General features: G+C 62.9%; 22 protein-coding genes. 13 read left to right on the top strand and 9 right to left on the bottom strand.

Translation table 11 applies throughout. The annotated features are described in order from the left end of the window. Positions 1-42 precede the first annotated feature (42 nt). A complete protein-coding gene (locus NKI70_RS05845) occupies positions 43-507 on the bottom strand; it encodes a L,D-transpeptidase (protein ID WP_352458095.1) in 465 nt (154 codons plus the stop codon). A gap of 600 nt (positions 508-1107) precedes the next feature. Between NKI70_RS05845 and NKI70_RS05840 the strand changes: the two genes are divergently transcribed. Next, the gene (locus tag NKI70_RS05840; protein WP_352451255.1) at positions 1108-1275 is read left to right on the top strand and encodes a hypothetical protein; all 168 of its coding nucleotides are present in this window, start codon (positions 1108-1110) and stop codon (positions 1273-1275) included. Positions 1276-1351: 76 nt separating this feature from the next. On the opposite strand, the gene NKI70_RS05835 is transcribed toward NKI70_RS05840, so the two are convergent. Then, positions 1352-2038, bottom strand: a complete 687-nt coding sequence (locus NKI70_RS05835) for a response regulator transcription factor (protein ID WP_292663715.1) — start codon at positions 2036-2038, stop codon at positions 1352-1354. A gap of 46 nt (positions 2039-2084) precedes the next feature. Here NKI70_RS05835 and NKI70_RS05830 point away from each other — a divergent pair, with 46 nt between their 5' ends. Further along, entirely contained in the window at positions 2085-2864 is a 780-nt protein-coding gene (locus NKI70_RS05830) for a response regulator (protein WP_198023578.1), read from the top strand. 46 nt (positions 2865-2910) lie between these two features. After that, a complete protein-coding gene (locus tag NKI70_RS05825; RefSeq protein ID WP_352574582.1) occupies positions 2911-4998 on the top strand; it encodes a PAS domain S-box protein in 2088 nt (695 codons plus the stop codon). Positions 4999-5088: 90 nt separating this feature from the next. Here NKI70_RS05825 and NKI70_RS05820 read toward each other — a convergent pair whose 3' ends face one another. Further along, positions 5089-5493 (bottom strand): hypothetical protein, encoded by a 405-nt coding sequence (locus NKI70_RS05820; protein WP_023678146.1) that lies wholly within the window; start codon positions 5491-5493, stop codon positions 5089-5091. A gap of 420 nt (positions 5494-5913) precedes the next feature. Here NKI70_RS05820 and NKI70_RS05815 point away from each other — a divergent pair, with 420 nt between their 5' ends. Continuing rightward, positions 5914-7116, top strand: coding sequence for an aromatic ring-hydroxylating oxygenase subunit alpha (locus NKI70_RS05815; RefSeq protein ID WP_352574584.1), 1203 nt, complete (start codon positions 5914-5916; stop codon positions 7114-7116). A gap of 11 nt (positions 7117-7127) precedes the next feature. Here NKI70_RS05815 and NKI70_RS05810 read toward each other — a convergent pair whose 3' ends face one another. The 3 genes from NKI70_RS05810 to NKI70_RS05800 all read right to left on the bottom strand — a co-directional run bounded on the left by NKI70_RS05810 (position 7128) and on the right by NKI70_RS05800 (position 9102). Further along, positions 7128-7895: a DUF429 domain-containing protein gene (locus NKI70_RS05810; protein ID WP_352697070.1), complete on the bottom strand. Its 768-nt coding sequence runs from the start codon at positions 7893-7895 to the stop codon at positions 7128-7130. Positions 7896-7957: 62 nt separating this feature from the next. Then, positions 7958-8842, bottom strand: coding sequence for a pyridoxal kinase PdxY (pdxY, locus tag NKI70_RS05805; RefSeq protein ID WP_352574585.1), 885 nt, complete (start codon positions 8840-8842; stop codon positions 7958-7960). An 8-nt stretch (positions 8843-8850) separates the two neighbouring features. Further along, positions 8851-9102 (bottom strand): hypothetical protein, encoded by a 252-nt coding sequence (locus tag NKI70_RS05800; protein WP_023678142.1) that lies wholly within the window; start codon positions 9100-9102, stop codon positions 8851-8853. Between the two features lie 161 nt (positions 9103-9263). On the opposite strand from NKI70_RS05800, the gene NKI70_RS05795 reads away from it, so the two are divergent. The 6 genes from NKI70_RS05795 (at position 9264) to ppa (ending at position 13736) form a co-directional block, all read left to right on the top strand. Beyond that, positions 9264-9908 carry a LemA family protein gene (locus NKI70_RS05795; protein ID WP_023678141.1) on the top strand — a complete coding sequence of 215 codons (645 nt, stop codon included), beginning with the start codon at positions 9264-9266 and terminating at the stop codon, positions 9906-9908. 167 nt (positions 9909-10075) lie between these two features. Further along, complete coding sequence (locus tag NKI70_RS05790; protein WP_502898918.1) at positions 10076-10921, top strand: TPM domain-containing protein; 846 nt, start codon at positions 10076-10078, stop codon at positions 10919-10921. Positions 10922-10973: 52 nt separating this feature from the next. Further along, on the top strand, positions 10974-11816 hold the full coding sequence (locus tag NKI70_RS05785) for a TPM domain-containing protein (RefSeq protein ID WP_352644684.1): 843 nt from the start codon (positions 10974-10976) through the stop codon (positions 11814-11816). 10 nt (positions 11817-11826) lie between these two features. Further along, a complete protein-coding gene (locus NKI70_RS05780) occupies positions 11827-12465 on the top strand; it encodes a TPM domain-containing protein (RefSeq protein WP_352574587.1) in 639 nt (212 codons plus the stop codon). 117 nt (positions 12466-12582) lie between these two features. Continuing rightward, positions 12583-13089, top strand: coding sequence for a GNAT family N-acetyltransferase (locus NKI70_RS05775; RefSeq protein ID WP_023678138.1), 507 nt, complete (start codon positions 12583-12585; stop codon positions 13087-13089). A gap of 116 nt (positions 13090-13205) precedes the next feature. Further along, positions 13206-13736 carry an inorganic diphosphatase gene (gene ppa / locus NKI70_RS05770; protein ID WP_352451245.1) on the top strand — a complete coding sequence of 177 codons (531 nt, stop codon included), beginning with the start codon at positions 13206-13208 and terminating at the stop codon, positions 13734-13736. A 27-nt stretch (positions 13737-13763) separates the two neighbouring features. On the opposite strand, the gene NKI70_RS05765 is transcribed toward ppa, so the two are convergent. Both NKI70_RS05765 and NKI70_RS05760 read right to left on the bottom strand, forming a co-directional pair. Then, positions 13764-14354 (bottom strand): hypothetical protein, encoded by a 591-nt coding sequence (locus NKI70_RS05765; RefSeq protein WP_352569497.1) that lies wholly within the window; start codon positions 14352-14354, stop codon positions 13764-13766. 98 nt (positions 14355-14452) lie between these two features. Further along, positions 14453-15058: a TetR/AcrR family transcriptional regulator gene (locus tag NKI70_RS05760; protein ID WP_352574589.1), complete on the bottom strand. Its 606-nt coding sequence runs from the start codon at positions 15056-15058 to the stop codon at positions 14453-14455. Between the two features lie 82 nt (positions 15059-15140). Here NKI70_RS05760 and NKI70_RS05755 point away from each other — a divergent pair, with 82 nt between their 5' ends. Next, a complete protein-coding gene (locus NKI70_RS05755; RefSeq protein ID WP_352724369.1) occupies positions 15141-16424 on the top strand; it encodes an MFS transporter in 1284 nt (427 codons plus the stop codon). Between the two features lie 282 nt (positions 16425-16706). Continuing rightward, positions 16707-18296, top strand: a complete 1590-nt coding sequence (locus NKI70_RS05750; protein WP_352724368.1) for an alkaline phosphatase D family protein — start codon at positions 16707-16709, stop codon at positions 18294-18296. Between the two features lie 46 nt (positions 18297-18342). On the opposite strand, the gene NKI70_RS05745 is transcribed toward NKI70_RS05750, so the two are convergent. Beyond that, entirely contained in the window at positions 18343-18624 is a 282-nt protein-coding gene (locus tag NKI70_RS05745; protein WP_352451242.1) for a hypothetical protein, read from the bottom strand. Positions 18625-18822: 198 nt separating this feature from the next. Between NKI70_RS05745 and typA the strand changes: the two genes are divergently transcribed. Continuing rightward, positions 18823-20652, top strand: a complete 1830-nt coding sequence (gene typA / locus NKI70_RS05740) for a translational GTPase TypA (RefSeq protein ID WP_023678130.1) — start codon at positions 18823-18825, stop codon at positions 20650-20652. Positions 20653-20805: the final 153 nt, after the last annotated feature.

Below are 20805 nucleotides of genomic sequence, written 5' to 3'. Positions count from 1 at the left end.
CCGGATTTCCGGCCTTTTTGTAAGTGATGAGAGCAGCATCGCTCACTTGACGATGACGATGCTGGTGTTGGCCGGGCCGAAGACCTCGACGAGCTGGTAGAAATCGGCGGCGTTGTCCGGATGCAGACGCACGCAGCCATGCGAGGCTGGCTGGCCGAGGCGCTTGATGGCGCTTGTCGCATGTACGGCGTAGCCGCCGCTGAAGAACACCGAATGCGGCATCGGGGCGTTGTCGTATTTCTTCGAATACCACATTTCATGCATGCGGGTCGGCTTGAACGAACCGGTCGGCGTGACGTGCGTCCTGTCGCCGGTCGAGACCTTCCAGGCGAATGTCGGCCGGCCGTCGACCAGGATTTCCATGGTCTGCTGCGATAGCGACACACGCGCGACGATCTTGTTGGCGGCGGCGTGGGCTGCGCCGTTGCCGGCACTGACAAGCAAGGCAGTACCGGTGATCACGGCGGCAGCGATGTTGATGAGCTTGGCGGAAATGGCAGTGTACATGATGTCTCCCCTATTCTGCCGGTCGGGGCCGGCTCAATTCGATGACCGGCTTATCGGGGCGTCATGTTTCCAGCCGATTTCGCTACGTGCTCGTTTGTGTTTCGTTTCTGTTTCCCCTGGTTAACAGAAAAGGTCCGTGCAAAGCAGCTTGCAGTTGCACGACGTCGTCATGACGGTGGCGTGTTTGCCTAGGCGGATCGGCCAAACCGCGGCGCGAATACGCGATTGCCTTTCGTTTGATAGGAATTCACCTGACTCCGAAACCGAGCTGCAACAAAGCGCAGCCTCGGCGGCATGATCCGGATACAGCGAACAGGGTAAGTTGACCTAACGAAAACAGCGGTCAACGAACGATCGGAAGCCAACACTGTTTTCGCTACGGTCTGGATTGGTCTGGACAGTTTCCAGCCTGCGCGTCGACCTGCTCAAGCCCCTCTGGCGGGGGCGGCTTAGGGCCGTTGAGGATGCGCGGCGCCTCCGGCAACTTGCAGCCGAGAGGACCGAAGGCCCGCGCCGCAACGGGGGGCTCCGCTGGCGGCGCGGGCGCTTCGGGGGTTCCCCTGAAGTGCCCGTAAATTCCAATTTTGAGGAACGAACAGCATGAAAACGAAATTCGCCGCTTCCGTGCTTTCCGCCCTGCTTTACGTCCAGGGCCTGCTCGGCATTGCCGGCCTCGCCACCGTGCTGCTGAAGGAACGTGCCCATGCCGGCGAGGTCAGTACGAACAGTGACATGCTGTCCGGCCCGTCGCTTCTCGTGGTGCGCTGAAGAGCATCGGACCCCAAAGTGGAAACCGGTTTTGGGAAAACCCGATGCTCGAGACAAGAGGGTGGCCGTCCTGCCTTCAATCGGCGAATTGCGTCGGCGGATCGAACCGGTAACCCGCACCCCGTATGGTGGTGATGGTTTCGGTATCGAGCTTGCGGCGCAGCCGCACGATGCGCGAATCGATCGACCGATCGAAGGCTTCGGCATTTTCGGCGGGCGCGGCGGCGATGATGTCGTCCCGCGTCAGCACCTTGCGTGGGCTGGCCAGGAACAGCCTGAGCAGCGCCACCTGCCCGGGGGACAGCTGTTCTTCCGTGCCCGAGCGGTGCATGACGATGGCCGATCGGAGATCGACGGTCGCGTTCTCCAGCACGATCAGTTCCCCGGCGCTCCTGCCGCGCCGAGCCAGAAGGCCGCCTACGCGAGCGGCAAGCTCCCTGACATTGAGCGGGCTTTCGACGACGTCGGCGGCGCCGAGTTCGAGCGCCAGAACCTTGTCGACCAGATCGGCCGGGCGGCAGATCAGGATGAAATCCGGTCCACCTTCGCCGCCATGTCGCCTGAGCAGGTCGCGCCCCTCTGCCTGGCTGACGCTGTCGCCGACAACCACGACATCGATACCCTTTTCCGAAAGCAGCGATTCGGCCTCCCACGGCTGTCGCGCCGCGCGGACGTCATGACCGCGCCGCTCGAGATGATCGGCGAGATCGGTCGCAATTACTTCAGCGACGGAAACAAGCGCGATAACGGATCGTGCAGCCATGTTTTTCTACCCCGCATACGGCAACCCAAGAAGAGTGCTGGACATCATGTTTATACCCAATCTACTTTCCGCTGAAAGCGGGAGCGAAAGCATCGTGCGGGCACGAATTGTCATTGTCGAGGACGAGCCCGACCTGAGGGATGCGGTCGCCGAGTATCTCGGCGCCAGCGGCTATGATGTGGCCACGGCCGAAAGTGCGGCGGCGGCGCGCGACCTTTTGGAAACCCAGTCCTTCCATCTGGCCATTCTCGACATCGCCATGCCGGGCGAGGACGGCCTGTCGCTCGGCCGCTGGATGCGGTCGAAAATGCCGATCGGCATCATCTATGCGACGGCGGCCGGTACCGCGCTGGACCGCATCGTCGGACTGGAGCTCGGCGCTGACGACTACATCGTCAAGCCTTACGAATTGCGCGAAGTGCTGGCCAGGGTGCGCAGCGTGCTGCGCCGCGTTCCGGAACCGACCGAGCCACAAAAGGCCAAGGCTGAAACATCCGGCGGCCGCCGGTCCGTGAGCTTCGGACCCTTTCACGCCGATCTCGACGGCAGGCTCGTCACCGGCGCCAACGGCGCGGTCATCGACATGGCCAAGAGCGAGTTCGACGTGCTGGAGGTGTTCCTGACGCGCGCCAACCGGCTGTTGACGCGGGCGGCGATCTCCGAGGCGATCGGTTTCGTCGAGGACCCGGAGTCGTCCCGCGCCGTCGACATCCGCATCATGCGGCTGAGAAAGAAGATCGAGGCGGATCCGGCCAATCCGAAATTCCTGCGCACGGTGCGCGGCGAAGGCTATATCTTCTCGCTGCCAGTCGGGGAAAACAACTAAGGCCCGGCGGCTTGAGCAAGCCACGGCCAGGAAATGACGGCTGACCATGACGGCTGAAACAACACGCGCGGACATGCAGGGCGCCAGGCAGGGCGCGGCGATGGCGGCCGTGCATGTGGTTCGCCGGCTGCGCGAAGCCGGCGACTGGCAACGCGAAATGGAGGGTATTCTCCAGACGCTTTGCGAAGCCATGGATTGTCACCGCGGCATCCTGTTTCGCCTGCGCGAACTGCCCGGCCAGGGCTTCGCCCAGTCGGTCGCCGCTTATTGGATCGCTCCCCGGTTTGGCGGCGAACTGGCGTCACCGACCGTCATCATGCAGTCGGTCGTCGATTCGGACCCATTGCTGGAACGGCTGGCGGAGGACGAGCGTCAAGGCAAGATCTTCGCCGGGCACACACGCGATCTCGAAGGCTTTCTGCGGACCGATTTCGAAAAGCAGAACATCAAGTCATTCCTGTCGGTGTCGGTCTTTTCGCACGGCAATTTGTGGGGCACGCTGGCGGTCAACGACTGCATCCACGAACGCGAATGGACCGACCAGGAAGAGGCGGCGCTGCACATGGTGGCACTCGCCATCGGCGATGCCATCGAACGGTCGCCCTCCGACGCGCATGCCAGCGACGTCATTCGCCGCACCATGCTGCAGGCCTCTCTCGACGCCATCATCGTCATCGACGAGACCGGCTCGATTATCGAATTCAATCCGGCCGCCGAGAAGATGTTCGGCTATCGGCGCAGCGATATCCTCGGCAAGGACCTGCTCGATACGGTCGTGCCGGAATATTACCGCAAGGGCTATGCGTCGGGTGCCGAATACATGTCGGGCCGCGGCGCGCCGATGGTCGGCCAACGGCTTGAAACGGTCACCCAGAATGCCGCCGGCGAGGTTTTTCCGATCGAGCTGACGGCAACCGAGATGCGGGTCGCCGATCGCCAGCTGATCTTCGGCTCCATCCGCGACCTGCGCGACAAGTTGCGGGCCGAGGAGGAAATCAACCGCCAGCGCGAAAAACTGCACCAGAACGAGAAGATGGCGGCAATGGGCTCGCTGCTTGCCGGCGTTTCGCACGAGCTCAACAATCCGCTGGCCGTGGTTGTCGCCCAGTCGACGCTGCTGCACGAATTCGCCGCCGATCCCCAGACCAAGGTGCGCGCCGAAAAGGTGCGCGCCGCTGCCGAGCGCTGCGGCCGTATCGTCAAGAGCTTCCTGTCGATGGTCCGCCTGCACCCGGCCGCACAAGCCGAAACCGACCTCAACCAGGTGATCCGCGCCGCACTCGAAGTGACCGCCTATGGTGCACGGTCGAGCGGCATCATCATCGACACCGATTTCGCCAGCGGCCCGTTGCTGGCCATGGCCGATGCCGACCACGTGACGCAGGTGGCCGCCAACTTCCTCATCAACAGCCAGCACGCCTTGGCCGGCGTTGCCGGCGACCGCAGGATCAAGGTCCGGACGTTTCGCAGCGACCGCGGCAATCCCGGATTCTCGGTCGAGGACAACGGGCCAGGCGTGCCGGAAGCGATACGCTCACGCATATTCGAATCCTATTTCACCACCAAGCCGGTCGGTGTCGGTACCGGCATCGGCCTGTCGATCTCGAAATCGATCATCGAGCGGCACAATGGCAATATCTGGTTCGAGGAGGTTTCGCCGAGAGGTGTGCGTTTTGTCGTGCAGCTGCCGGCGATCGCTGCCGGCGCGGCCGCCGCCGGCGAAGCTCCGTCGCGGTCGAGCGGCTTGCGTCACGCGCTGATCATAGACGATGAGCCGGATGTCGCCGCGTCGCTGTCCGATATTCTGGAGCTGATGGGCATCAAGTCGCGGGTCGTGCCGGCCTGGGTCTCGGCCGCCGCGACGCTGAGCGGCCATGTGCCGCCGGACATCGTGTTTTCCGATTTGCGCATGCCCGGCACCAGCGGCATAGCCGCCTATCGCGAGCTACTCGCCGAAATGCCGGGTCTGGCGCGGCGCTTCGTGCTTGTCACCGGCGATCTGATCGGCGCGAAAGGCGAGATCGAAGCGCTGCCGGCTCAGCAGCGACCGCCGATCCTCGAAAAACCGTTCAGCACGCTGGATGTGCGCGGCGTGCTCTCGGCCATTGCCGAGCAGGCCGCTCTGGGCGGCTAGACTCCGCGATCTCGCCCCGGAAGAAAAAGGCTCCCGGCCGACATTGCGGCGGGAGCCTGACTGGAGTGCTGGAGGGCGCTCGCAAAAAAATCAAAAAACGTTCGGCGTATCAGCCAGCGGGGCGGCATTGGCGATCATGCGGACCGGTCGTGCCTTGCCCGACTGGGCAGCGATGACGCGCAGGCAATCCAGGCTCTCGGCGCCCCAGGCCTGCCCCTTGCAGGCAAAATCGATCTCCGGCATCGGCAGGCGCGCCGTCTTGGTGGTGGTTGTCGCGCCGTCGATGAGGTTGGCCGGCGGGTTCAGTGAGGCGAAGGCCGGACCGACGGTCGGCGTCAACGCCATGCCGGCAAATGCGGCAGCCGCCAGCAGCATGAACATCGCCATCGGATGATCACTGGCGCGCTGGCGCAGCGCCAGCTTCGGGCGCCGGTCGTTACGCTGGGGACCCTGCTGGCGAAGGTCGGTATCGGTGATCTGGATTTTCGTACGCATCGTCGTTTCCTTCGGTCTTCTTCTTTTCCCTGTTGAAACGAACTTAATCGCACCTTGTAACCGGCCAACGATGATGGATTAACGATTGTGTAACCGGCATGAAACCAAGCCCGCGGCCATTCCTGGGCAAACCGATCCGGCGTAGCTGGCAGCACCGGTGGCATTCTGTGCTCGTTTTCCGCTACCCACGGCACCAGATCCACGTCGCTTTTCCAGGCCCACAGAGCGTCGAGCGCTCAACAAGTGTAAGGGGATTAACGTCTGGAATTCCCGGGATTTTCCCGGCTTCGATCGTTCGGACTGGGCTCTCGAATCCCGCTTGATTTCCCGTCAAGAATTCTCTCCATTTTCCCAAACCATTGCATTTCAACGGAAAATATGCTTTTATTGAATGAGCATTCAATAAATAAAGAGCCTTTTATGAACCCGCATCTGCGTGACGTGGCAATCCCCAACGATTGGGATCGGCGGGGGCTGCCTGGCTGGAGCTATCATTCCGACGCCTTGCTCGAACTCGAGAAAGAGCACGTCTTCCGCAACCATTGGCAGATCGCCGGCCATGTCTGCGACGTGCCGAACGCCGGCGACTATCTGACGATGGATGTGGTCGGCGAGCGGGCGCTGATCGTGCGCGGCAAGGATGGCGTTGTGCGCGCCTTCAACAATATGTGCCGCCACCGCGGCAGTCGCGTCGTTGCCGACAGCCAGGGCACTTGCAAGAATGCGCTGGTCTGCCCCTTTCATGGCTGGGTCTACAATCTCGACGGCACGCTGCGCGGTGCTGCCCGCCCCCGTTCCTTCCCCGACCTCGACAAGACCGAATTCGGCCTGATGCCGCTCGAGCTCGAAATCTGGATGGGCTTCATCTTCATCCGTTTCCGCAAGGGTGGGCCGCAGCCATCGGTGGCCGAGCTGTTGAAGCCGATCGAAGCCGAGATTGCCCATTACGGCGTCGCCGAGATGGTGCCGTCCTGGGGCATCTGGACCCAAAAGACGCCGGTCAACTGGAAGTCGGTGCGCGATGTCGACAATGAAGGCTACCACGTCGCCATGGCGCATCCGGCGCTGCAGGACCTTTACGGTGCGACCTATTTCGACGAGCCGTTCGTCAACGGCGTGTCGCGCTCGTTCGCCACCTACAATCCGTATGCCGGACGGCGCTGGAGCGTCGCGCAATACATCAAGCTCGCACCCGAGGCGAAGCACCTGCCGGAACACCTGCGCAAGGCCTGGATCTACTACGGCATCTTCCCGAACAACGCGCTGTCGATCATGCCGGAATCGGTGCAGTTCTATCAGGAATTTCCGCTGTCGACGGGTGAGACGCTGCTGCGCGGCGCCATCTACCGCTATCGCGACGAGACCAGGGAGCAGGCGGCAGCCCGCTACCTATCCTACCGCATCGACCGCGACACGCTGGCCGAGGATGTACAGCTTTCGATATGGTCCAACGAATCCATGCTGTCCGAAGCCTTCGGAGGTTTTTACCTCTCCGATCTCGAATATGGCGTGCGCACCCACCACGACCATTTGCGCAAGCAAGTTCCCGTGCTCGGATTGGAGACCGCGCCCGAGGAGAAGGATATGTGGGCACTCAACGAGGCGCTCAGATCACGCTCCTGACGCCCTGGTCCTCAGGCCCAAATGGCGACGGGAATGCCGAAACGATCGGCGAGCGGCGGATCCGGAAACGGCATTGCCTCGCCTTTGACGATGCGTCCGGCAACCAGCATCATCGCAGCGGCATCGAGGAAATCGTCGGCGGCCGCGCCGCGCGGCGGCGCGTGGTCGAGAAAATCCTGGCTATAACCATGCCGGGCAAGCAGCGCCTTGCGTTCGGCCATGCCGGCCGGATTGATGTTGCCCCTGATCTTCTTTGGCAGGCGCATCGCCCGGTCGCCGTTCAGTTTGCAGAAGGCAACTTCCGGATGCGATTCGAACACGCGGCTGCGTAGTTCGGGGCGCGCGATCAGCAGCGAATCGACCTCACGGATCTTGGCGAAGATGCCGAAGGCCTGGATCGAGACACCGCGCGGCGGATCTGAGGTCGTCTTGGCTACCTCACTTGCCTTGCGATGTGCGGCGTACCAGGCGTCGACCTTGGTGAAGGCTTCGATCTCCGCGTAGAGCGCGGCGCGGGAGGGGATGGCAAAGACACTGGACTGCCGGGCCCCAAGCAGCGGCCGCACCAGCGCCTCCGGGCCGCGACCGCCTCTTTGGGAGAAATCGGGCAGGCCGATTGGCATATCGACCGCTACCAACGAGTCGGCGGGCAGTCGGTCGAGCAACGCCGCGAAGCTTGGGAAAACGGCTGTCGACGGTGCCGCACCGGGATCGCGGCGGACGGCTATCCAGCCGGCCTTGCAACCGTCGACGCCGACAAGCACAACACCCCAGGGCATAACATCGTCGGGCGCAACATCCTTGGGCGCACCATCCTGGGGCACGGCGTCTTCGGCCTGCGTCACGCCCGGCGGTCCCGTTCCGGATGCAGGAGATGGCGAAGCTGCACCATCGCCATCGGGTGCGACAGGCTCTGGGCATCGGTCTCGAGCTGCAACTCGTCGCCGCCGCGCTTGGCGGTCCGCGCCAGGATCTCGTAGACCGCCGCCGTGGTCGATTGCAGCGCCTTGGCGGCCGGCTGGCCGGACAGGATCCGCGCCAGGTAGACGGCCGCCGTCAGGTCGCCGAGCCCATTCGGCGGCTTGTCGATGAGCCGGTGTTCGGCAAGCAGCGCCTCCCTGCCTGTGAGCAGCAAATTGCCGGTGCCGCCGGCCATCATCGCCGGCGCCGAAGTGACCAACATGGCCGGTGGGCCGGCCTGCAGGGCTGCAGCCATTGCCGATTTCAGGTCTGGCAGCGGCGCTCCGGCCATCCATTCCAGCTCGTAGCGGTTGGGCGTGGCGATATCGGCGATCGGCATCAGCCGGTCGCGCATGGCGATTGAGGTCGGCTCAGGTACGTAGAGCCCGCCCGAATCGCCCATCACCGGATCGCAGATATAGAGGGCGTCCGGCGTCTTCGCCTTCACTGCGCCGACCAGCGAAGCGACGGCTTCGGCCTGGCCAGCCTCGCCGAGATAGCCGGACAGCACGGCGCCGACCTCGCCCAGCCACGGCGCGCGCTCGAGGTCGGCCATCAGCGCCTTGAACTGGTCCAGCGGCGGCACGATGCGGGTGGCCCGGCCATGGCCCGGATGCCAGGGCAGGATGACGGTCGGTACCGCCCAAACCGGAAAGCCGAGCGTCTCCAGCGCAAAGACAGCGGCACGGTTGCCGACCGAGCCACGGGCGACATGGCTGGAGACGACGATGACCGCGCGCGGCGCCTCGGTTTTTTCGGCACTCATTGATTTTCCTAACTGCCCCTGGTGACGAAAAGCACGAGCCAGATCAACAGGCCGATGGCAATAAGCAAGCCCGCTGCCCGACCGATGCGAGTGCCCCAATATTCGATCGGATCCGACCGGTCGGCATCGGCCGCGGTGACGTGGTCGCGCGCACCTTTAGTGGTTCGCGCGAGGAACGAGGTGCCGCCCGGGTCGGTCTCGCGCGCCACCCGTTCGATGATGCGGCGCGATTCCGCGTCGCTGTCGTGGCGTTTCGCCATGGTGATGTCCCGTTTTATGCCGAGCTTAACCCGTTCGCCTCGTCTGTCACAGGGCCCGACGGCGAATGGCAGAAACCAGTAACACTTCTCGGCCGAAGTCATTTTCTTACGCAAGGATTGTGCTAATGCTTCGCCTGCCAATGCTATCGAGGGGACTTATCATGCTTGCCCAGCGCCTTTCTTCGCCGCCAATCTTTCGTAATTTAGCTGCGTTCCTGGTCATGGCCGTCATGCTGCCGCTGCTTGCCGGCTGCGGCTACAACACCATTCCGACGGCTGAGGAAAACGCCAAGGCCGCATGGAGCGAGGTGTTGAATCAATACCAGCGCCGCGCCGATCTCATCCCCAATCTGGTCAACACGGTCAAGGGCTACGCCGCGCACGAGAAGGACACGCTCGATGCCGTGGTCGAAGCGCGCGCCAAGGCGACGCAGGTGACCGTGACGCCGGAAACGCTGAACAATCCGGAAGCCTTCAAGAAATTCCAGGACAGCCAGGCCGGCCTGACCAGCGCGCTGTCGCGCCTGCTGGCGGTGGTGGAGAACTATCCCGATCTCAAGGCCAACCAGAACTTTCTGGCGCTGCAAGCACAACTCGAAGGCACCGAGAACCGGATCACGGTCGCCCGCCGCGACTATATCCAGGCAGTGAGAGAGTACAATCTGACGCTGAGGACCTTCCCGTCGGTGATCTGGGCGACCTTTTGGTTCCGCGGCAACCAGCCGTTTGCGAATTTCACCATCGAGGAGGATAAGATGCAGCCGCCGAAGGTCGATTTCGGCACCAACACCACGCAAGGCGGGTGAAGAACAGCCGGTGAGCGTGGTCCCTATTGGCCTTGCACTCCGTAGCGCCCCCCTCTGCCCTACCGGGCATCTCCCCCTCAAGGGGGGAGATTGGCAGCTTTGGCCTCACCGCCCATCCTGCAACGTTGGAGATTGGCGAAAACAGCCGTGACAGCCGATCTCCCCCCTTGAGGGGGAGATGTCCGGCAGGACAGAGGGGGGCGCGACAGAACGCCTGCCTGGCCTTCCTGCTCGTCTTCCAAAGCCTTCTCCTCCTCCTCCCTGTCATCGCCTTCGCCGCCGACCTGCCAACCCTCACCGGACGGATCGTCGACAATGCCGGCATCATCGATGCCGCGACCGAGGCGGCGCTGACGCAGAAGCTTGCCGAGTTCGAGACCAAAGGGTCCGACCAGATCGTCGTCGCGACCATCCCCAGCCTCGACGGCGAGGAGATCGAGCCTTACGCCAACCGGCTGTTCCGCGCCTGGAGACTCGGCCAGGCGAAGGAGAACAACGGCGTCCTGCTTCTGGTGGCGCCGAACGACCGCAAGATGCGCATCGAAGTCGGCTATGGGCTGGAAGGCACGCTGACCGACCTGCACACCAAGCTGATCATCGAAAACGACATGGTGCCGGCCTTCCGTGCCGGCGATTTCTCCGGCGGCATCAGCAAGGCCGTCGACGACATGATCATGGTGCTGGAAGGCAATCCCGAAGAACTGGAGGCGCGCGGCGAACGCAACCAGCAGCCGCCGTTCAACAGCGACGATCTGTTCTTCACGATCTTCATAGCCATCTGGGCAATCATCTTTTTCGGCGGCCTCGCAGCCTCCATCCTGCCGCCGATCTTCGGCCAGAAGATCGGTCCCGGCCGCTATCGCTGGCTGGGCATGACCTTCGAGCCAAACCGGCGGTCGTCCGGCGGCTGGTCGGGAGGTTCCGGCGGGGGATGGTCGTCGGGTTCAAGCGGTGGCGGGTTTTCCGGCGGCGGCGGTTCGTCCGGCGGCGGCGGCTCCTCGGGAAGTTGGTGACGAGATGACAAGACACGCCATCAGCCCGGTGGAATCCGGCCGTTTCATCAAAATGATCGGCACCGCGCTGTTGGCCATGGCGGTGCTGCTGGTCGGCTTCGCGGCCTTCGCCGCCGCACTGCCGGCACTGACCGGACGGATCGTCGACAATGCCGGCATCATCGATGCCGCGACCGAGGCGGCGCTGACGCAGAAGCTTGCCGAGTTCGAGACCAAAGGGTCCGACCAGATCGTCGTCGCGACCATCCCCAGCCTCGACGGCGAGGAGATCGAGCCTTACGCCAACCGGCTGTTCCGCGCCTGGAGACTCGGCCAGGCGAAGGAGAACAACGGCGTCCTGCTTCTGGTGGCGCCGAACGACCGCAAGATGCGCATCGAGGTCGGCTATGGGCTGGAAGGCACGCTGACCGACCTGCACACCAAGCTGATCATCGAAAACGACATGGTGCCGGCCTTCCGTGCCGGCGATTTCTCCGGCGGCATCAGCAAGGCCGTCGACGACATGATCATGGTGCTGGAAGGCAATCCCGAAGAACTGGAGGCGCGCGGCAAGCGCAATCCGGCGAATGACAATCCTGTCGATCCCATCTTCATGCTGTTCATTGTCCTGTGGGCGACGATGTTCTTCGGCGGCTTGGCAATGGCGTTCCTGCCGCCGATCTTCGGCACGAAGCTGTCGCCGGGCGTTTACAAGTGGCTGGGCATGACGTTCCGCTACGGCCGTGGGCCAGCTTCGTCATCCTCCGGTGGCGGTGGCTGGACGTCTGGGACCTCGTCTGGCAGTGGCTGGTCGTCTGGAAGTTCCGGCAGCGGTTGGTCGTCTGGAAGTTCGGGCGGCGGGTTTTCAGGCGGCGGCGGTTCGTCCGGCGGCGGCGGTTCTTCAGGAAGCTGGTGAGACATCAATCATGGCAACACGACCGATCAGCCCCGAGGATCATGAGCGCATCGCCGATGCGATCCGCGCTGCCGAATCAAAGACCGACGGCGAGATCTACTGCGTCGTGGCGCATGCCAGCGACGGCTATTTCTTTCCGGCCGCTTTCATGGCGATGCTCGGCATGCTCGTCGTCAGCCTCGCCGTCGGTTATGGGCTGGAAGCCTGGTGGCTGTCGATCCGCTTGCCGCATTTCGTCATCGCCGAGCTTCTGGCGGTTGCCAGTGTGCTCATCCTGTTGTGGGCATTGCCGGCATTGCGCATCCATTTGGTGCCGAGGCGGCTGCGCTACCAGGCCGCCCACGCCAATGCGATGAAGCAGTTCCTCGCCCGCAACGTCCACCGCACCACGGCGCGCACTGGCGTGCTGGTGTTCGTCTCGATTGCCGAGCGCTACGCCGAGGTGGTCGCCGACAGCGGGATCGATTCTCGTGTCGGCCAGCATGTCTGGGACGGTGTCGTCCGCGACCTTACGGCGCATGCCGGCGACGATCGGCTTGCCGAGGGGTTCGTCAAGGCGATCCAAGCAGTCGGTGCGGTACTGGCCGAACATTTTCCGGTCTCGACTGGCGACAGCAACGAACTGGACGACCATCTGGTCGAGATTTGATCTCGCCAAAAGCGGTTTCGCAGCGTCTCAAGGACGCACCGTCCGGCTGTGTGAAAGCATCGTGGCGGTTGACCGGACTCTTGCAATCGGGCGCGGCGGGTTTATGGTTAACTAATCATGAATACGCTGAGCATCGACATCAGGAAAGCCGAACCGCGCGATGCAGCCGCCATCGCCGACGTGCATCTCGAGGCCTGGCGCGGCGCCTATTCGGGCATCATCCCACACCGCACGCTGACATCGATGATCAACCGCCGCGGCGCCGACTGGTGGGCGAATGCCATTCGCCGCGCTGCCACCGTCCTGGTCGTCGAAATCGGCGGCAAAATTGCCGGCTATGCGACGATCGGCAAGAACCGTGCCCGCGAACTCAGGCAGCAGGGCGAGATCTACGAACTTTACCTGCGGCCGGAATATCAAGGCATCGGGCTCGGCAGCCGGCTGTTCTCGGCCGCGCGGGCACGGCTGGCCGACCATGGCCTGAAAGGCATGGTGGTCTGGGCGCTGGAAGACAATCAGAACGCACTTGCCTTCTATGCCGGCGCCGGTGGCCGCGATGTTGCCGAAGGCGTCGAGATATTCGAGCAGAAGGCGCTGAAGAAGGTCGCTTTCGTCTGGGAATGACGGCCAGCGCATGATCCGGCCGGTTTTCGGTTCGGACGATCTCCCCGTACCATTCGCCGCATTGCACCATTCGCCGTCGCCCGCTATCGATCTCCAATCGAGAGAGGGATAAAGCGATGCGTATCGAAGCGATTGCCAGCGGAAAGAACCCGCCCGAGGACGTCAACGTCATAATCGAGGTGCCGATCGGCGGCGAGCCGATCAAGTACGAGATGGACAAGGAAGCCGGCACCCTGTTCGTCGACCGCTTTCTGCACACGTCGATGCGTTATCCCGGCAATTACGGTTTCGTACCGCATACGCTGTCGGGCGACGGCGACCCGATCGACGTGCTAGTCTGCAACACGCGCGCGCTGGTGCCAGGCTGCGTCATCAATGTGCGGCCGATCGGCGTGCTGGTGATGGAGGACAATGCCGGCCAGGACGAGAAGGTGATCGCGGTGCCTTCACCCAAGCTGACCTTGCGTTACGAGGACGTCCACGAATACACGCAATTGCCCGACATCACCCGTCAGCAAGTGCAGCACTTTTTCGAGCACTACAAGGATCTCGAACCCGGCAAATGGGTCAAGATCGAAGGCTGGTACGATGCGGCCTATGCCAAGAAGATGATCGTCGAGGCAATCGAGCGGGCCAGGCGCAAGTAATTGTCGGGCGCAAATAATCACAAATAATCAGTTGTCGACGCGGCCGAAAGCGGGCGCGTCGCCAAGCACCTCACGCTTGTCCTTGCCGCAGGCGAAGGTGCGTGCCTTCTCGTCGGCAAGCTTGCGCGCCTGATCGTTGGCGGCGGGATTGCCGGTGGCGAGCACAAGGCCGATCGTGCAGCCTTCGTGGGCGTCAGGCTGGGCAACCTTGGCGACGATCAGCACTTCCGTCGACTTGTTCTCGCCCTCGGTATCGCTGATCGAGCGACGATGAATGACGGCGAAGGGAATGGCAGTTTTGCCGTTGGTTTCGATCCGCCACTCGACTTTGGGTCCAGCCGAATTGAGGCCGGAAAAGCTTTCCCAGACCGTGGTCATATCGCCAGGTGGAAAGCCGTAGAACAGCGATTCCCGCGCATCGTCGTAGGAAACCAGCACCGGGTAACCGCGGTAGCCCGAACAGGCGAGATCGGCCCAGTCCCCGTCGCCTTCTTCCGCTTGGGCATAGGTGACGCAGTCCTTCTCCCAATCGAGATCGGTATAGACGCTGGATATGTCGCCGGCCCGGGCCGCCTGGCAGAAACCGGCGAGGGCAAGCGGGATCAAGAGAGCGCGCATGGCGGAACAACTCAGTTCGGGGGGCGCAGCGTACCGTCAAATTTAGCAGCAGCCTAGAGGAAGTCAGGCTGCGCACAGTGGTCTGGTAAAACGGAACACTATTTCTTCAAACTTGCCTCTATCAGAAGATCGGCGTTGCGGGCCACCGACTGCGCCGGCCCGCCGACACCGAACAGCTGGCCGCTGATATAGGCGCCCTCGATCAGGAGCAGCAGCCCGTCGCCCAGCGTGTCGGCGTCGCCGGCGCCCATCTCTGCCGCCATGGCACGCAAGCGCCGGCGCAATTCCTGCTTGTTGGCCTCGCTCACCACACGGGCCGGATGGCCATGTTCGGGATATTCGACCGCGGCATTGGTCATGCCGCAGCCGCGATAGTCGGGCTTTTGCGTACGCTTGCCGACACGCGTCAGGAAGGCGACGATCTGCGCGCGCGGATCGCCGGGATGGGCATTCACCGCCTCGTCGAAGCGCTCCCAGAATTCGAGGTCATAGTGCCGAAGATAGGATGCGGCCAGCTCATCCTTGGACGGAAAGCTGCGGTAGAGGCTGGGCTTGGTGACGCCGGCACGCCGCACGATCTCGTCGACGCCGATCGCCCTGATGCCTTGCCGGTAGAACAGGTCTCGCGCCACCTGGAGAATCCGTTCGGCGGCGCGAGGCGGGGGTGCGTCATTCGCCTTGATCGTTGGTTCAATGCTTTTCATGCCTGGTCTGCCGGTTAGCTGGTTGACAATGTTACCGGTCGGTACGTATGTTTCGCGCTCCCGCAACGTACCGGTCAGTAACATGATAGCTCAATCCCGCCCGTTTGGCCAGCGCTACGCTTTCGTAGTGGTCGCCGTCATCTTCCTTTGCCTGCTGATCGCAGCGGGCCTGCGTTCGGCGCCGGCAGTCATGATGCTGCCGCTGGAGAACAGTTTCGGCTGGCGGCGCGACGTGGTGTCGCTGGCGGCGGCCACCGGCATCTTCCTCTATGGCCTGACCGGGCCGTTTGCCGCGGCGCTGATGGAGCGGATCGGGCTGCGCCGCACCTTGCTTGCCGCGCTGCTGTTGATGTCGGGATCGACCGCGCTCAGCCTGTTGATGACCAAACCGTGGCATCTGCTCCTCACCTGGGGCGTGTTTTCCGGCGTCAGCTCGGGCGCCGTCGCCACCGTGCTCGGCGCGACCATCGTCAACCGCTGGTTCAAGACCAATCGCGGCTTGGTGATGGGACTGATGTCGGCGTCCAGTGCCACCGGGCTGCTGGTCTTCCTGCCGCTGCTCGCCTCGCTCGCCCAGTCGGGCGGCTGGAAGCCGGTCGCCATCGCCATTGCCGTGGCCACCGCCTGCCTGGTGCCGCTGGTCTATATGCTGGTGCCGGAGCGCCCGGCGTCGATCGGCATGGTCCGCTATGGCGCCGATGCCGACGACGTGCCGCCGGTGCCGCCAGCCTCGCAAGGCAATTTCCTTTCGCACACGCTGAGCACGCTGCGCCGCGCCGCCGGCACGCGCGTGTTCTGGTATCTGTTCGCCACTTTCTTCGTCTGCGGCTTCACCACCAACGGGTTGGTCGGCACTCACCTGATCGCCTTTTGCGGCGATATGGGCATTGGCGAAGTGCAGGCTGCAGGCCTGCTCTCGATGATGGGCATCTTCGATCTTATCGGCACGACGCTGTCGGGCTGGCTCACCGACCGTTTCGACCCGCGCAAGCTGCTCGGCGTCTATTACGGTATTCGCGGCCTGTCGCTGATCTATTTGCCCTATTCCGGCTTCTCGGCGACCAGCCTGATCATCTTCGCCGTGTTTTACGGACTGGACTGGATCGCCACGGTGCCGCCGACGCTCAAGCTTTCCAACGAGGCGTTCGGCGACCGCAGCGGGCCGATCGTCTTCGGCTGGATCGTCGCAGGCCATCAGGTTGGCGCCGCGACAGCGGCCTTCTTCGGCGGCACCATGCGCGAGCTGCAAGGCAATTACGAGCTTGCCTTCATGATAGCAGGCATGACCGCGATTGCCGCCGCCTGCATTTCGCTGCTGATCAACACCAGCCGCCAGGCGTTCGACCCGGAACCGCAAGCGGCTTAGGGGTGCGCCAACGGTGCGGCTTTCCCTTCTCCCCTTGTGGGAGAAGGTGGCCGAGCGAAGCTCGGCCGGATGAGGGGTGTTCCAGCTTGGAACCGCCGGCACTCCGTCCAGCACCCCTCAACCGTCTTGGCGCTGCGCGCCAATCCACCTTCTCCCACAAGGGGAGAAGGAAAGAGCTAGCGCTCCTGTTGGTTGTTACGAAACCTTCATCGTTTCGAAATGTGCCTGAAACATTGAAGCTGGAGCTTGGCGGCGACGTTCAATGCCATCCAGGAGACAGCCATGAACAAGATTTCGATGACGCGGCGCGCTTTCGTCACGTCGGCCAGCGCCGTTGGCCTGGTCGGCGCCTCGGGCCTGGCGCTTCCCTATTACTCGCGCGCCAATCAGCGCCCGGCTTTCACCCATGGCATCCAGTCCGGCGACGTCGACGCCACCAGCGGCATGGTCTGGACACGCACCGACCGGCCGTCGCGCGTCATGTTCGAGGTGTCGCCGACCGAAAGCTTCACCAATGCCGTCCGCCTGGCGCCGCTCGATACCTCGCCGGCCAGCGATTATACGGTGAAGCGGCTGCTTACCGATCTCGCCTCCGACCAGGACATCTTCTACCGCATGGTCGCGGCCGATCTTGCCGACATCAACGCCGTTTCCGAGCCGGTCGTGGGCCGCTTCCGCACGGCACCTGCCTCGAAGCGCGACATTCGCTTTGCTTGGTCGGGCGACACCGCCGGCCAAGGCTGGGGCATCGACGAGACCGGCATGAAGACCTACGCCACCATTGCCAAGCACACGCCCGACTTCTTCCTGCATTCGGGCGATACGATCTATGCCGATGGTGCGATGAAGGACGAGGTCGACCTGCCCAACGGCGGCAAGTGGAAAAACAAAGTGCTGATCGACGAGAAGCGCAAGGTTGCCGAGACGCTGGACGAATACCGGGCGCAGTGGAAATACAACATGATGGACAGGCATGTGCTGGCGCTCAGCGCCATCTGTCCGACCTTCTATCAGTGGGATGACCACGAGGTGCTGAACAACTGGTCGGACTCGAAGGACCTGAGCGCCGACGATCGCTACACTGAAAAATCCATCCATGTGCTGACGGCACGTGCGGCGCGCGCCTTCCACGAAATGACGACGATCCGTTACGAGCCGTCGGAGCCCGGCCGCGTCTACCGCAAGATCGCCTATGGTCCGCTGCTCGACGTGTTCTTCCTCGACATGCGTTCCTACCGCGGCCCCAACGGTCCGGATATGCAGGAGACGATGACGCCGCAATCGCGCATCCTCGGTGAACAGCAGATCAAATGGCTGAAGCGTGAACTGGCGAATTCCAACGCAACCTGGAAAATCATCGCCGCCGACATGCCGCTCGGCCTCGTCGTCTGGAACGACGGCACCAAGAAGGTAGGGGCCGAGGCGGTCAGCAATGGCGACAATGGCCCGGCCAAAGGGCGTGAGCTGGAAATTGCCGACCTTCTTCGCTATATAAAGAATGCGGGTATCAGCAACACTGTCTGGCTCACCGCAGACGTGCATTACACAGCCGCGCATTACTACAATCCGGACAAGGCGCAGTTCCAGGACTTCAATCCGTTTTGGGAATTCGTTTCGGGTCCGATCCATTCCGGCACGTTCGGGCCTAATGGTTTCGATATGACATTCGGCCCGGAGCTGAAGTTCATAAAGGCACCAACTGCCGAACAGGGTCAAAACCTGGCGCCTTCGGCCGGCCTGCAGTTCTTCGGGCTCGTCGAAATCGATGGCGCCACCGAGCAGTTGACGGTGCGGCTGATGGATCGCGACGACAGCGAACTCTACAAGGTCACGCTCGACAAGGTCACGCTCGATCCGGTGCGGTCGGCGTGAGCGACGGCGCCACTACCCTCGGGCCAGCCCGAGGGTAGGGCGTATATCAATCGGGATAGCAGACGACGGGAATGTTGGGCCAGACGGCGCTGTCGCATCCGGCATTTTGCTGCCGCTGCTTGAAGGCGGCGCTGACCGGCCCGGTCACCACCGGATCGACGCCATCGGGAGCATCGGCAAAAAGCTGCTCCGCCGACGGCTTGTCGGACGGCAAAGCAGACCGCGTCTCCTTGAACGACGCCGCCGACTGCGCCGCGCCGGCCGCGAGGAGGACGGCGAGCGCGGTACATGCCAAAATCGGCCGGAGTTTGATGCCTATCTCGATCATGAAATTCGAACTGTCCGGACCATGAAAGGTTCCGCCTTGGTTAATAATTCCACTTCACACCAAGACATTTAAGATTTGGTGACTTTATTTGGTGGCTCGCCTCCTCTTTCGCAATTGCGAAAAACCCTGTATGAGCCGCCCAACCGAAAGAGGCAGCGCCTTTTGGCCTGCTGCCTGCAACGCTCCCGAGACCGAAACATGAAAATCCGCAATATCGCGATCATCGCGCACGTCGACCATGGAAAAACCACCCTTGTCGACCAGCTTCTGAAACAGTCCGGCTCGTTCCGCGACAACCAGCGCGTCGCCGAGCGCGCCATGGATTCGAACGACCTCGAAAAGGAACGCGGCATCACCATCCTGGCCAAGGCGACCTCGGTCGACTGGAAGGACACCCGCATCAACATCGTCGACACGCCCGGCCACGCCGACTTCGGCGGCGAGGTCGAGCGCATTCTGTCGATGGTGGATTCGGCCATCGTGCTGGTCGACGCCGCCGAGGGGCCGATGCCGCAGACCAAATTCGTCGTCGGCAAGGCGCTCAAGGTTGGACTGAAGCCGATCGTCGTCATCAACAAGATCGACCGGCCCGATGCCCGTCACGTCGAAGTGGTCAACGAGGTGTTCGATCTTTTTGCAGCACTTGACGCCACCGACGAGCAGCTCGACTTCCCTATCCTTTATGGTTCAGGCCGCGACGGCTGGGTCTCGGAAAACCCCGAAGGTCCGAAGGACCAGGCTCTGGCGCCGCTGTTCGACCTCGTCATCAAGCACGTGCCGGCGCCGACCGTTCATCCCGGCCCGTTCCGCATGATCGGCACCATCCTGGAAGCCAATCCGTTCCTCGGCCGCATCATCACCGGCCGTATCGAATCCGGCACGCTGAAATCCAACCAGGCTGTCAAGGTGCTGCACCATGACGGCACCCAGGTCGAAACCGGCCGCATTTCGAAGATCCTCGCTTTCCGCGGGCTCGAGCGCCAGCCCATCGACGAGGCGCAGGCGGGCGACATCGTCGCTATTGCCGGCCTGTCGAAGGGCACCGTCGCCGACACCTTCTGCGACCCGTCGGTGACGGAACCGCTGCATGCGCAGCCGATCGATCCGCCGACCGTGACGATGTCGTTCCTGGTCAATGATTCGCCGCTGGCCGGCACCGAAGGCGACAAGGTGACCAGCCGCGTCATCCGCGACCGCCTGCTGCGCGAGGCCGAAGGCAATGTCGCGCTGAAGATCGAGGAATCGCCGGATAAGGATTCGTTCTTCGTCTCCGGCCGCGGCGAATTGCAGCTGGCCGTGCTGATCGAGACGATGCGCCGCGAAGGTTTTGAGATCGCCGTGTCGCGGCCGCGCGTTGTCATGCAGAAGGGCGACAGCGGCGAATTACTGGAGCCGGTCGAGGAAGTCGTCATCGACGTCGACGAGGAGCATGCCGGCGTCGTCGTGCAGAAGATGTCGGAGCGCAAGGCCGAGATGGTCGAGCTTCGCCCTTCGGGCGGCAATCGCCAGCGCATCGTCTTTCACGCACCGACGCGCGGATTGATCGGCTACCAGTCGGAACTGTTGACCGACACGCGCGGCACCGCTGTGATGAACCGGCTGTTCCATGCCTATGAACCTTACAAGGGTGAGCTGCCGGGCCGTACCAACGGCGTGCTGATCTCCAACGAACAGGGTGAATCGGTGGCGTACGCCATGTGGAACCTGGAAGACCGCGGCCCGATGGTCATCGACCCCGGCGTCAAGGTCTATCAGGGCATGATCATCGGCATCCATTCCAGGGACAACGACCTCGAAGTCAACGTGCTCAAGGGCAAGAAGCTGACCAACATCCGCGCCGCCGGCAAGGACGAGGCGGTGAAGCTGACACCGCCGATCCGCATGACGCTGGAACGCGCGCTGGCCTGGATCCAGGACGACGAGCTGGTCGAAGTGACGCCGAAGACCATCCGCCTGCGCAAGCTCTATCTCGATCCGAACGAGCGCAAGCGTTTTGAGAAGTCGGCGAAAGTGGTCGGCGCGGCGTAAGAGCTTTTATTCTGGGCGGAATGGAGGGGCGAAACACGCGTTCCTTCCCGCTGAGCGGACACGGCTTGTCGCCAGAAGGAATGTGGCGCCGGCCGCTCAGTGTCTCTTCAGAGGCTACAGCGGAGTCGTCGCAATACCATGATATTTTCGCTC

Origin of the sequence: Mesorhizobium sp. M0500, from assembly GCF_040321165.1 — a bacterium.
Taxonomy (GTDB): Bacteria; Pseudomonadota; Alphaproteobacteria; order Rhizobiales; family Rhizobiaceae; genus Mesorhizobium.
This window is presented reverse-complemented; position numbering and strand designations above follow the sequence as displayed.